Origin of the sequence: Microbacterium sp. cf332, assembly GCF_900102175.1 — a bacterium.
Lineage (GTDB): Bacteria > Actinomycetota > Actinomycetes > Actinomycetales > Microbacteriaceae > Microbacterium.
Window position 1 is genome coordinate 823,251 of sequence record NZ_FNKN01000001.1, and the last position, 12,363, is coordinate 835,613.

The 12,363-nt window shown below is 70.0% G+C and carries 11 protein-coding genes; all 11 read right to left on the reverse strand.

What is annotated here, in order from left to right; translation table 11 throughout:
- Positions 1–3 precede the first annotated feature (3 nt).
- Positions 4–1,404, reverse strand: coding sequence for a UDP-N-acetylmuramate--L-alanine ligase (gene murC, locus BLT21_RS03925; protein ID WP_091499552.1), 1,401 nt, complete (start codon positions 1,402–1,404; stop codon positions 4–6).
- A 50-nt stretch (positions 1,405–1,454) separates the two neighbouring features.
- Complete coding sequence (locus tag BLT21_RS03930) at positions 1,455–2,528, reverse strand: UDP-N-acetylglucosamine--N-acetylmuramyl-(pentapeptide) pyrophosphoryl-undecaprenol N-acetylglucosamine transferase (protein ID WP_091500674.1); 1,074 nt, start codon at positions 2,526–2,528, stop codon at positions 1,455–1,457.
- A gap of 10 nt (positions 2,529–2,538) precedes the next feature.
- Complete coding sequence (gene ftsW, locus BLT21_RS03935) at positions 2,539–3,825, reverse strand: putative lipid II flippase FtsW (RefSeq protein WP_091499555.1); 1,287 nt, start codon at positions 3,823–3,825, stop codon at positions 2,539–2,541.
- Complete coding sequence (gene murD / locus BLT21_RS03940) at positions 3,776–5,323, reverse strand: UDP-N-acetylmuramoyl-L-alanine--D-glutamate ligase (protein WP_091499558.1); 1,548 nt, start codon at positions 5,321–5,323, stop codon at positions 3,776–3,778. The genes ftsW and murD overlap by 50 nt, the downstream gene beginning before the upstream one ends.
- Positions 5,320–6,429, reverse strand: coding sequence for a phospho-N-acetylmuramoyl-pentapeptide-transferase (gene mraY, locus BLT21_RS03945; RefSeq protein WP_091499561.1), 1,110 nt, complete (start codon positions 6,427–6,429; stop codon positions 5,320–5,322). The genes murD and mraY overlap by 4 nt, the downstream gene beginning before the upstream one ends.
- Positions 6,426–7,838, reverse strand: a complete 1,413-nt coding sequence (murF, locus tag BLT21_RS03950; RefSeq protein ID WP_091499564.1) for a UDP-N-acetylmuramoyl-tripeptide--D-alanyl-D-alanine ligase — start codon at positions 7,836–7,838, stop codon at positions 6,426–6,428. The genes mraY and murF overlap by 4 nt, the downstream gene beginning before the upstream one ends.
- Positions 7,839–7,866: 28 nt before the next feature.
- Positions 7,867–9,660, reverse strand: a complete 1,794-nt coding sequence (locus tag BLT21_RS03955) for a peptidoglycan D,D-transpeptidase FtsI family protein (RefSeq protein WP_091499567.1) — start codon at positions 9,658–9,660, stop codon at positions 7,867–7,869.
- Positions 9,661–9,665: 5 nt separating this feature from the next.
- Complete coding sequence (locus BLT21_RS03960) at positions 9,666–10,286, reverse strand: cell division protein FtsL (protein WP_091499569.1); 621 nt, start codon at positions 10,284–10,286, stop codon at positions 9,666–9,668.
- Positions 10,283–11,242, reverse strand: a complete 960-nt coding sequence (gene rsmH / locus BLT21_RS03965) for a 16S rRNA (cytosine(1402)-N(4))-methyltransferase RsmH (RefSeq protein ID WP_091499571.1) — start codon at positions 11,240–11,242, stop codon at positions 10,283–10,285. Before rsmH ends, BLT21_RS03960 begins: the two co-directional genes overlap by 4 nt.
- A gap of 100 nt (positions 11,243–11,342) precedes the next feature.
- Entirely contained in the window at positions 11,343–11,774 is a 432-nt protein-coding gene (gene mraZ, locus BLT21_RS03970; RefSeq protein ID WP_091499574.1) for a division/cell wall cluster transcriptional repressor MraZ, read from the reverse strand.
- 149 nt (positions 11,775–11,923) lie between these two features.
- The gene (locus BLT21_RS03975) at positions 11,924–12,298 is read right to left on the reverse strand and encodes a DUF3040 domain-containing protein (RefSeq protein WP_091499576.1); all 375 of its coding nucleotides are present in this window, start codon (positions 12,296–12,298) and stop codon (positions 11,924–11,926) included.
- Between the last annotated feature and the right edge of the window lie 65 nt (positions 12,299–12,363).

Genomic DNA, 12,363 nt, shown 5'->3' on the forward strand with positions numbered 1-12,363 from the left:
CGACTAGCCCTCCGCCCGAGCGAGCGCGTCGAGGACCTGCGGGATGATGAGGTTCACGTTGCCGCACCCGAGCGTCACGATGAAGTCGCCCTCGCGGGCCACGCCGGCCGTGTAGTCCGCCGCCTGCTGCCAGTCCGCCACGAAGTGGACGTGCTCGGGATCCGCGAACGCACCGCTGACGAGCTCGCCCGTCACACCGGGCACCGGATCCTCGCGGGCGCCGTAGACGTCGAGGACGATCGTGTGATCCGCGTGCGTCTCGAGGACGTCTGCGAACTCGCGGAACATCTCCTGGGTCCGGGAGTAGGTGTGGGGTTGGTGCAGCGCGATGATCCGCCCGGAGCCGACCACCGTCCGCGCGGCCGCGAGCGCTGCCGCGACCTCGGTGGGATGGTGCGCGTAGTCGTCGTAGACGCTGACGCCCCGCGTCACGCCGTGCAGCTCGAAGCGCCGAGCCGTGCCGCCGAAGCCCTCGACGGCTCGGAGCGCGCGCTCGAGCTCGTGGCCCAGAGCGACGAGCACGGCGACGGCGCCCGCGGCGTTGATGGCGTTGTGCGCGCCCGGGACGGCGAGTCGCCCATGGACCGTCCTGCCGCCGTGCGTGAGCGCGAACGAGACCGGTCCGTCGGTCACGATGTCAGAGACGCGCACGTCCGCGTCGGCCGCCTGACCGAACGTCACGACGTGCCGATGCGTGAGCGCCGCAGCGACCCGAGCGGCGCCCGCGTCGTCGGACGAGATGACGACGGCCTCACGGGCGGAATCCGCGAACCGTGCGAACCCGTCGTAGAAGGCGTCGCGGGTCTGCCAGTGGTCGAGGTGGTCGGGATCGACGTTCGTGATGAGCGCGATCGACGTGTCGTACAGCAGGAACGTGCCGTCGGACTCGTCCGCCTCGATGACGAAGACGTCGTCGTCCCCCGTCGCGCTCGAGACGCCCAGGTCGGCGATGACGCCCCCGTTGACGAACGTCGGGCGGGTGCCGAGTCCACGCAGCGCGGTCACGATCATGCCGGTCGAGGTCGTCTTGCCGTGCGCGCCGGCCACCGACACGAGCCGGCGCCCGCCGATGAGCCAGTGCAGCGCCTGCGACCGGTGGATGACGTGCAGTCCGCGCTCCTTCGCGAGCAGGAACTCGGGGTTCTCGGGCCAGATGGCGCCCGTGTGCACGACGGTGTCGGCGTCGGTCGGGAGGTTCGACGCGTCGTGCCCGACGTGCACGATGGCGCCGCGAGCCGCGAGAGCCCGCATCGCGGGGCTGTCTGCCCGGTCGGATCCGGAGACGCGGATGCCGCGATCGAGGAACATGCCGGCGAGGCCGGACATGCCCGATCCACCGATGCCGATGAAGTGCGCGGCGGTGATATCGGCGGGGATCGGGAGGCTCAAATCGGGTCTGATCATGACCCGACAAGTCTAGGTCGCCCGGCTGAGACGCCCGCCCGCCACGCCACTCAGGGGCGCTGCGCGGCGTCGAGCAGTGCGACCACGTTGGCCGCGCCTTCGCGCGTGCCCACCGAGTCGGCGGCCCGTCGCATCCGTTCGAGTTCGGCGGCGTCGCCGAGCAACGGCACGATCTCCGCGCGCACACGATCGGGCGTGAAATCGGCGTCGGCGATGATGCGGGCGGCGCCGGCCTGCACGGTCCCCGACGCGTTGAGCGCCTGCTCCCCGTTCCCGACGGCATACGGCACGTACACCGCGGGGATGCCGAGCGCGCTGACCTCGGCGACCGTCGCCGCTCCCGAGCGCGAGACGACGAGGTCGGCGAGGGCGAAGGCGAGGTCCATCCGGTCGAGATACGGCACGACCCGGTAGTCGGGAACGTCGCTGCCGGAGACGGTGTTGCGCTCACCGGCGGCGTGCAGCAGCTGCCAGCCCGCGCCCACCACGTCGCGCCACGACCCGGCGAGGGCGTCGTTCAGGCGTCGCGCGCCGAGCGACCCTCCGAAGACGAGCAGCACCGGTCGCGTCGGGTCGAGACCGAACGCGGCGGCGGCCTCGGCGCGGCGCGCCGAGCGGTCGAGCCCGACGATCTCGCGGCGGAGCGGCATGCCGACCAGCTGGGCCCCGCGCAGCGGGGTGCCCGCGAAGACGATTCCCGTCGCGGCCGCCCCACGCGCGCCGAGCACGTTCGCAAGGCCGGGGCGCGCATTCGCCTCGTGGACCACGTACGGCACCTTCTCTCTCCGCGCCGCGACGTAGGCCGGAGCCGCCGCGTAGCCGCCGAAGCCCGCGACGACGTCGACACCGCGCTCACGGATGTATCGGCGCACCTGCGCGACGGCACGCAGCCATCGGACCGGGAACCGGGCCGCGGCCGCGTCGGGACGCCGCGGGAACGGGACCTTGTCGACGACCAGGAGCTCGTATCCGCGCTCCGGCACCAGCCGGGATTCGAGGCCCTCGCGGGTGCCGAGAACCAGCACGGTGTCTTCGGGGCGTCGGTCTCGCAGCGCATCGGCGACGGCCAGCAGCGGATTGACGTGTCCGGCCGTTCCGCCGCCCGCCAGAAGGTAGGTGGTCACCGGATCGAGCCTACCGGCGGCCGGATGCCGACCGTGCGGCGGACGGGCGGACCGGGCGGGCACCCGCGGCCACGTCGAGAGCCGGAGTGCGAACCGGCAGGGTGCGCGCGAACGACAGCAGGACACCGGAGGCGAGCAACCCGGACACGAGCGATGTGCCGCCCTGCGACATGAAGGGCAGCGGGACACCGAGCACGGGGAAGACACGCAGGACGACGCCGATGTTGACGAGGGCCTGCCCCACGATCCAGATCGTGATGCCGCCGGCGACGATGCGCACGAACGGGTCGTTCGTCTTGCGGACGATGTGGAAGGCCCCGACGGCGTAGAGGGCGAACAGCGCGAGCACGACGGCGCAGCCGATCAGCCCGAGCTCCTCCCCCACGATGGCGAAGATGTAGTCGTTCGCCGCGGCCGGAAGCCACTGGTACTTCTCGCGCGAGTTGCCGAGGCCGAGCCCGAATACGCCACCGCTCGCGAGCGCCCACACGCCGTGCAGAGGCTGGTAGCACGAGCCCGCGTCGGCGAAGTAGCAGTCGGTCGAGTCGACGTTGAGGAAGCTCATGATGCGCGCCATGCGGTTCGGGCTCGTCACCGCGAACACCGCCGCGGCTCCGACGACCAGGATGAGCGGGATCACGAACAGGCGCAGCTTCACGCCGGAGAAGAACAGGCAGCCCAGCAGGATCGCCATGAGGATCATCGCCGTGCCGAGGTCGTGGCCACCCATCACGGTGCCGATCACCAGCGCACCGACGGGCACGACCGGGATGAAGACGTGCTGCCATTTCGAGAGCAGGGTCTGCTTCCGGTACAGCACGAAGCCCAGCCAGATCGCGAGCGCCAGCTTCAGGAACTCGGACGGCTGCGCCTGGAAGCCGAAGATCGAGATCCAGTTCGTGTTTCCGTCGTTGTGCACGCCGAGGCCGGGCACGAACACGAGCATCTGCAGCATGACGCCGCCGATCAGGGCCGGCCAGGCGATGCGCTTCCAGAACCGCAGCGGCATCCGGCTGGCGATGAACATCAGCGGGATGCCGAGCAGGGCGAACACCGCCTGCTTGATGACCGTCTCGAACGGGCTCGCGTTCGCTGTGGCCATCGTGGCCGACAGCACCATGACGAGTCCGAAGCCGGTGAGGATCAGGGCGGTGGATGCGAGGAGCAGGAACTCGCTCGGGACCGGAGCGAACACGCGGCCGAGCGAGACCCGGGCGGCGAACCCACCGCGGGCGGCCTGGCCTTCATCAGCGATGTTCGTCGGCGGGGGCGTCGGGCGGCTCGGTGTCGTGGTCACCGTCTCCCCTTCCGATCCGTTCGCGCACGGCGTCTGCGAAGCGACGACCGCGGTCGGCGTAGGAGGCGAACTGATCGAACGAGGCAGCGGCGGGAGCGAGGAGCACGACGTCCCCGTCACCGGCGACCTCGGCCGCCAGTTCGACGACCCGTGCCATGACCTCCTCAGTCTGAGTCGCCTCGACCTCGATCACGGGGACCGCGGGGGCGTGTCGCGCGAACGCGGCGACGACGGCGGTCCGGTCGTGGCCGATCACGATGGCGGCCTTCGAGGCGGCACCCCGGGCGGCCACGAGATCGGAGATGTCGACGCCCTTCAGCAGGCCGCCGACGACCCAGATCGCGCCGGGGAACGCGGCGAGCGACGACGCCGCCGCGTGCGGGTTCGTCGCCTTCGAATCGTCGACCCAGGTGACACCGGCCGCCCGCGCGACAATCTCGATGCGGTGCGGGTCGAGACGGAACGAGAGCAGTGCCGAGCGGATCGCGGCCGGGTCGACATCGAGTGAACGGGCCAGCCCCGCGGCGGCGAGGATGTTCGCAACAACGTGCGGCGCGGCGAGGTCGCGGGCGGCGAGCTCGGTGACGGTCGTCAGCTCGAGCGCCGAGGTGCGGCGCTCTTCATGGAATGCGCGGTCGACCAGGATGCCGTCGACGAGGCCGAGATCACTCGGCCCGGGCACGCCCAGGTCGAAGCCGATGGCGCGGCATCCCTCGACGACCTCCGCCTGCTCGACCATCTCGCGCGTCGCGACATCGGCCTTGTTGTACACGCACGCGACACGGGTGTTCTGATACACGACGGCCTTCGCGTCGCGATACGCGTCGAATGAACCGTGCCACTCGAGGTGGTCGTCCGCGAGGTTGAGGCAGACGCTCGCGTGCGGAGACAGCCGGTCGGGCCCGTCCGCCAGGCCGAGGTACCAGAGCTGGTGGCTCGACATCTCGACCACGAGGACGTCGAAGCCTCCCGGATCACGAACGGCGTCGAGCACCGGCACGCCGATGTTCCCGCACGGTGCGGCGCGCAGGCCGCCGGCTGCGAGCATGGCCGCCGTCAGCTGCGTCGTCGTCGTCTTGCCGTTGGTGCCGGTGATGAGGACCCAGTCCGCGGGACGGCCGTCGGGGCGCACGACCTTGTCGCGAACACGCCATGCCAGCTCGATGTCGCCCCATACGGCCGTGCCGCTCTCGATCGCCCACCGGATGACCGGATGGTGCGGCGGGAAGCCGGGCGACGCGATCACGACATCGGGTGCGTGGGCGACGACGGCCTCGGGCACGCTCTGCAGCGAGCCGTCGTAGAGCGTCGCCCCGATGACCGGCAGCAGCCGGGCGTATTCGGCGTCGGCACCCTCGGTCGCCACGAGCACGTCCGCGCCGAGCTCGGCGAGTGTGTCGGCCACGGAGAACCCGGTCACCGACAGACCCAGGACGACGACGCGGAGACCGCGCCAGTCGGCGTTCCAGCTCGTCAGTCCGTCGAGGCGGGCGCTCATACGGCGGCCAGCCATGCGACGTAGAAGAGCCCGACGCCGCCGACGGCGAGCATGCCCGCGATGATCCACATCCGGACGACGATCGTGACCTCGGGCCATCCGCGCATTTCGAGGTGGTGATGGAACGGGCTCATGAGGAACAGGCGTTTGCCGCCCGTGGCCTTGAAGTAGTACCGCTGCAGGATGACCGATCCCGGGGCGATGATGAAGACGCCGGCGATGATGACGGCCAGAAGCTCCGTACGCGAGAGCACGGCCATCGCGACGATCACGCCGCCGATCGCCATCGATCCGACGTCGCCCATGAAGATCTTCGCCTTCGGGGCGTTCCACCACAGGAATCCGACCAGCGCGCCCACGAAGGATGCGGAGATGATCGTCAGGTCCATCGGGTCGTTCGTCGTGTAGCAGGCGGTCTCGTAGGCCGGCACCAGCGCGCCGCTCGCGCAGCGCTGCTGGAACTGCCAGAAGGTCACGAGGCTGTACGCCGAGACCGTGAAGATCCCGGCGCCGGTGGCGAGACCGTCCAAGCCGTCGGTCAGGTTGGTCGCGTTCGACCACGCGACCGCCTGGAACGACACCCACGCGAGGTACAGCAGCCACCCGGCGATGCCGCCGAGCGCCATGAACGAGAGCCAGTCGATGTCACGGAACAGCGAGATGAACGGGCGTCCCGCGGGCTGGCCGGCGGCGTTGGGGACGAGCAGGGCGAGCACTCCGAACGAGACGGCGACGAGCACCTGGCCGGCCACCTTGCGCCATCCCGACAGCCCGAGGCTGCGCTGCGAGCGCACCTTCATGTAGTCGTCGATGAATCCCACGACGCCCAGACCCACCATCATCCAGATCACCAGGAGGCCCGATACGGACGGCGGCGCGCCACCGGTCAACGTGCCGACGAAGTAGCCGACGATCGTGCCCAGGATGAAGATGATCCCGCCCATGGTGGGCGTGCCGCGCTTGGCGTGGTGGCTCGGGTTCGTCGCGTCGTCGGGGGTGCGGATGACCTGCCCCCAGCCCAGCTTCTCGAAGAGGCGGATGAAGAGGGGGGTCAGGAAGAGAGTGAACGCGAGCGAGATCGTCGCGGCCGTCAGCAGGGATCTCACGAGAAGAATTCTCCCAGACGATCACCGAGGTGCCGCAGTCCCGCCGAATTGGAGGACTTGACGAGCACGCGGTCGCCCGGACGCAGCTCGTCGACGAGGTAGTCGTAGGCGGCGTCGGCATCGGCGAAGAACACCGCTTCGCCGTCCCACGAGCCCTCGCCGATCGCCGCGAGGTAGAGCCGGCGGGCGTCGGCGCCGACGACGACGATGCGCTCGACGCGCAGGCGCACGGCTTGCAGACCGACTCGATCGTGCTCTTCTCCCGCGAATTCGCCCAGCTCGCTCATCGCGCCCAGCACCGCGACCTTGCGCTCGCCCGGCTGCGTGATCTGCGCGAGCGTCCGCAGCGCTGCGGACATGGAGTCGGGGCTGGCGTTGTAGGCGTCGTTGATGATGCGCACGGCATCCGACCCCAGCGGCTGCATCCGCCAGCGCTCCGCGATCTCGACAGTCTCGAGCCGCGCGACCGCGTCCTTCAGCGCGACACCGAGCTCGAGTGCGGCGGTGATCGCGGCGAGGGCGTTCATGACGTGGTGCTCTCCGAGCACCCGCAGCCGGAGCGGCAGGCGCTCGTCGCCGACGACGACGACGCACGACGTGCCGGACGCGTCGACCTCGACGTCCTCGGCGCGGACCTCGGCACCGGCACCGCGTCCGAACCAGCGGACGCGGACATCGCGGGCCTCCGCCACAGCGGCCATCGTCGCGACGCGGGCGTCGTCGGCGTTCAGCACGGCGACGCCACCGGGGCGGACCGCCTGGACCAGCTCGGTCTTGGCCTTCAGGGTCGCTTCGACGCCGCCGAATCCGCCCGCATGCGCCATCCCGACCATCAGCACGACACCCACGTCGGGGGTCACGAGCCCCGCGAGGCGCGCGATCTGACCCGAGCCGTCGGCGCCGAACTCGCTGACGAGGAAGCGCGTCTCTGCGGCTACGCGGAGCATCGTGAGAGGCGCGCCCACGGAGTTGTTGAACGAGGCGCGCGGCGCGACCGTCGGGCCCTCGCCCTCGAGGATGCGGGCCAGAAGGTTCTTCGTGGTGGTCTTGCCGTTCGAGCCCGTGATGCCGACCACGCGCAGATCGCCGGCCGCGCGGACGCGGCCCACCACCTCGCGGGCGAGATCCGCGAGAGCAGTGACGGCGTCGGCGACGACGATCTGCGTCACCGGAGCCTCGACGGGACGCTCCACGATCGCGAGCGCCGCACCCGCGTCCGCGGCCATGGGGACGAACAGGTGCCCGTCGGTGGCCTCGCCGGGCTTCGCGACGAAGACATCACCCGGGCCGATGTTGCGCGAGTCTGTGTCGACCGCGCCGTTCACGCGAGTGTCGGCGGTGTCGCCGCCGGCGAGGCGGAGGGTGCCCGAGAGCACGCGGGCGATGTCGGACAGAGGGAGGGAGATCATGTTCAGTCCTCGGACGCGGCCATGCGCGTCACTGGGTCACGGGGAGCAGCGGCGTCTGCGAGTCCGAGGGCATGATCCGGTAGTGCTTCAGCACCTGGGTCATCGCCTTCTGGAAGGCCGGCCGGTTCGCCGCCGACAGACGCAGCGTCTTCGGCTCGTCGAATGCAGTCAGGACAACATACTTCGGATCGTCGGCGGGTGCGTACCCGACGAGCGACGTGTAGTACAGGTTGTCCTTGTAGGCGCCGGTCGCGGGATCCACCTTCTGCGCGGTTCCGGTCTTGCCCGCCATACGGTAGCCCGGGATGGCGATGTCGTCGGCGAGGGTGCCCTGCGCGAAGACGTTCTCGAGCATCTGGCTCACCTGGCTCGCGGTGCTCTGCTTGATGACGCGCTCGGGCGCGGGAAGGTCGGGCTCGGTGACGGTGCCGTCGGCCGCCGTGCACGACTCCACGAGGCTGAGCGGCTCGCGCACTCCGCCGTTGGCGATGGTCTGGTACACGCTCGCGACCTGCGGAGCGGTGACCGTGAAGGCCTGGCCGAAGGTGGTCGTGTAATACGTCTGGTTGTCCCACTGATCGGTCGGGATGTAGGTGCCCTTCGGCTCCCCCGACCAGTTCAGCGCGGTTCCCTCGCCGACCCCGAACTTCTTCAGATACTCGAGCCGCGTCGCGGGGTCGACCTGCGATCCGAACTGCGACAGGGCCACGTTCGATGAGGTGACGAGCCCGCCCGTCAGCGTCAGGTTCTGTGCCTCGTGGTGCTCGGAGTCGTTGACCACGGCGCCGTTGGGGAACTCCATGCGGTCGGGCGTCCACGCTGTCGAGAGCGGGGTCAGCCCCGCTGCTTCGATGGCCGTGGCCGCCGTGACGGGCTTGAACGTCGAGCCCGGCTCGTACGAGTCGCGGAAGAGTCGGCTGCCGCGATCGGCCGGGTCGGACGAGGCGATGTCGTTGAGGTCGACGCTGGGGTACTCGGCAGCCGCGCGGATCTTGCCGGTCGCGACCTCGACCACGAGGATCGACCCGCTCTCGGCTCCGAGGTTCTGGGTCTGTTCGGCGATCAGCTGCTGCATGTACCACTGCAGGTCGCGATCGATCGTGAGCTGCAGCGTCCCGCCGTTGACCGGCGCCGGGTCTTCGACCTCGGTGCCGGGGATGACGACGCCGTCGAGTCCGCGCATGTAGCGGATCTTGCCGTCGCTGCTCTGCAGGCACGAGTTCTGCAGAGATTCCATGCCCTCGAGGGGGGCCTCGTCGGAGCCGACGAATCCGATGACGTTGCCGGCCACGGCGCCGTCGGGGTAGGTGCGGTGCGGGTGCTGATCGAAGCCGACGAACGGCAGCTTGAGGTCGGCGATGGCTCGATACTGCTCGGTCGAGATCCCCCGGTCGAGGTAGGCGAACCGCGATTCGGGATCGGCGGCGACGGCGGTCGTGACGATGCTCTCGACCTCGGCGGCGTCCTGCCCGGTGACGGCGGCGATCTCGGCGGCGAGCTCCGGCCAGGTGACGGCGACCGTCTTGCCGTCGTCGTCCTTGCGCTTGATGCCCTCGATCGCGAGTTTGGGGTCGATCTTGGCGTCGTAGACCGACGTCGTCGTCGCCAGCGTCGCGCCGTTCGCATCGGTGATGTCGCCGCGCGTTCCGAACAGGTCGGTACCCGCCTCCATCGCGAGATTGCGTGCGTCGGTCTCGTGCTCATCGGCATTGACGACCTGGATGTCGACCAACCGCACGATGAAGGCCACGAGGACGATGAGGACGATGAGCAGGGCGACGACCGTACGGCGGCGCGGACTGCGGGTAGCTCGTGTCGTCATGAAGATCAGTGTGTGGTCGGAGCCGGGAGTCCGTCGGCGATGGGCGGGGGTGTCGCGCTATCCGAGCCGACGAGCTCGTCGACGCCCGCCCCCGTCTCGAGGCTCGCGTCGGGGTCGGTCACGAGAGGCACGCCCGCCACGAGCGAGTTCGCCACGGCGGCCCGCCCGAGCGCGTCGACGTTGGACGTCGCGCCCGCCGCACTGGACGAACCGAGCACCGCGCCGTCGCTGAGGCGCAGGTAGTTCGGGGACTCGGCGATGACCATGCCGAGCGCCGCGGCATTGGCGGCCAGGTACTGCGGAGAGCCGAGCCCGGCGATGTCGTCCTCCAGGATCTGCTTCTGCCACGTCAGCTGGCGTTGCTGCTGGCTGAGCGAGGAGATCTCGTAGGACGTCTGCGTGGTCAGGATCGACAGTCCCATCTGGACGACGCCGATGAGCACGGCGCCCGAGACGGCGATCACGCCGTACAGCATGCGCGGACGTCGACGCCGGGCGGGCGCGGCAACCAGGCGCAGATCGCGCTGACGCTCCCTCTCCCCCTCGCGCGGCAGGCGTCCGGGCACGCTCGAGAAGAAGTCGTCTCCGAGGGGCGCGGGGATGCGGGCGGTGTTGTCGGCAGTCACGAGGCCTCCCTCATCCGTTCCGCCGCGCGCAGCCGGACCGGCGTCGCACGGGGATTGCGTTCACGTTCTTCCTCGGATGCCAGCTCCGCACCGCGCACCAGCAGTCGGAAGCGCGGTGCATGCTCGTCGAGCTCGACCGGCAGGCCACGGGGCGCCGTCGAGGACGACGCCTCGGCGAGCACGCGCTTGACGGCGCGGTCCTCGAGCGACTGGTACGACATGACGACGATGCGGCCGCCGACGGCCAACGCGTCGAGCGCGGCGGGCAGCGCCCGCTCGAGCACCGCGAGCTCCGCGTTCACCTCGATGCGTAGCGCCTGGAACACGCGCTTCGCCGGGTGGCCCGAGCGCTCGCGCTGCACGGCGACCGGCGTCGCGGCGATGAGGACGTCGACGAGCTCGCCCGAGCGCGTGAGCGGCGCACGGCCTCGGGCCTCGATGATCGCCCGGGCGTAGCGGCCTGCCAGCTTCTCCTCGCCGTAGCGCTCGAAGATGCGGCGCAGGTTTCCCTCGCTGTAGGTCGCCAGGATCTCCGCCGCCGTCGTGCCGGCGGTCTGGTCCATCCGCATGTCGAGGGGCGCGTCCTGCGCGTAGGCGAAGCCACGGTCGGCCTCGTCGAGCTGCAGCGACGACACGCCCAGATCGAACAGGATGCCGTCGACTCGACGGATGCCCAGCGACGCCAGGGCGTCGCCGATGCCGTCGTAGACGGTGTGGACGAGGTCGACGCGGTCGCCGAAGCGCGCGAGGCGCTCGCCGGCGATGCGCAGTGCGTCGGTGTCGCGGTCGAGGCCGACCAGACGGGCGCCCGGGAAGCGTTCGAGCAGCGCCTCGGAGTGCCCGCCCATGCCTTCGGTCGCATCGACGACGATCGCGCCGTCGCGCTGGAGCGCGGGGGCGAGCAGCTCGACGCAGCGCTCGAGGAGGACGGGGGTGTGGATGTCGTTGTTCGTCATGACCTGTGCGGGTCCCGTCCCGGGGTCCTGATCCCCCTCCGCTGCGACCTGACACCGGGGAAGTGCGTCAGGGCCAGCGGCTGAGGATCAAGGCCACGGGTCAGAAGAGTCCCGGGATCACCTCCTGCTCCATGTCGGAGTAGGCGTCTTCGTTGCCCGCCGCGTAGGCGTTCCACGCATCCGCGTCCCAGATCTCGGCGTGCGCTCCGACGCCGGTCATCACGAGTTCGCGGCCCAGCCCCGCGTAGGTGCGCAGGTGAGGCGGGACGGTGATGCGGTGCTGACCGTCGGGCTTCTCCGCACTGGCACCGGAGAGGAACATGCGCTGGAAGTCGCGCGCCTGCTTGTTGGTGAGCGGAGCCTCGCGGATGCGCTCGTACACGCGCTCGAACTCGACCGTGCTGAAGACGTAGAGGCAGCGCTCCTGGCCACGCGTGACGACGACACCGGGGCCGAGGTCGTCGCGGAATTTGGCGGGGAGGATGACGCGGCCCTTCTCGTCGAGCTTGGGGGTGTGCGTGCCGAGAAGCATGGTGCTCCACCACCCCCTCCCGGCCCGTCGGTACGCACCACTTTACTCCACTTTCCTCCACTTCACTATGGTTTCCGTACCGCGCCCTCCCCCGCGGGCACAAAAAAGAGCACCGACCCGGAGGTCGGTGCTCTCAGAGGAGAAGGCTGTCAGCGTTCGCCGTTGCGACGGTCCCATCGATCATTCATGCGGTCCATGAAAGACGAGGTCCGGGGCGCCGTCGTCTTTCGGGTGCCGGTCGTCGAAGCCGGACGCCCGGCCGTGCCGGTTCGCGAGGGGGTGAGTGCGAGCACCACACCGCCGACCATCACCAGGAAGGCGACGACGCCGATGGCGATGATGCTGCTCGAGACGCCCGCGATCAGGCCGCCGAGGCCGAGGAGGACGAGTACCGCGCCGTAGACGATGTTGCGGTAGCTGAGGGACTGACCGTTGCGCGGAGCACTGACGACGTCTGCTTCATTGCGCATGAGATGGCGTTCCATCTCGTCGAGCAGCCGCTGCTCCTGTTCTGACAGTGGCATGCATCCCCCTCTGTTCGGGTACTTGTGCGCCCGATTCTACGCGCGCTGTTGAGAACTAGGCTAGG

Coding starts and splice junctions, on each gene's coding strand:
- murC (WP_091499552.1), bottom strand. CDS start 1,404: ATGATCAGACCCGATTTGAGCCTCCCGATCCCCGCCGATATCACCGCC.
- murD (WP_091499558.1), bottom strand. CDS start 5,323: ATGAGCGCCCGCCTCGACGGACTGACGAGCTGGAACGCCGACTGGCGC.
- murF (WP_091499564.1), bottom strand. CDS start 7,838: ATGATCTCCCTCCCTCTGTCCGACATCGCCCGCGTGCTCTCGGGCACC.
- BLT21_RS03955 (WP_091499567.1), bottom strand. CDS start 9,660: ATGACGACACGAGCTACCCGCAGTCCGCGCCGCCGTACGGTCGTCGCC.
- rsmH (WP_091499571.1), bottom strand. CDS start 11,242: ATGACGAACAACGACATCCACACCCCCGTCCTCCTCGAGCGCTGCGTC.
- mraZ (WP_091499574.1), bottom strand. CDS start 11,774: ATGCTTCTCGGCACGCACACCCCCAAGCTCGACGAGAAGGGCCGCGTC.
- BLT21_RS03975 (WP_091499576.1), bottom strand. CDS start 12,298: ATGCCACTGTCAGAACAGGAGCAGCGGCTGCTCGACGAGATGGAACGC.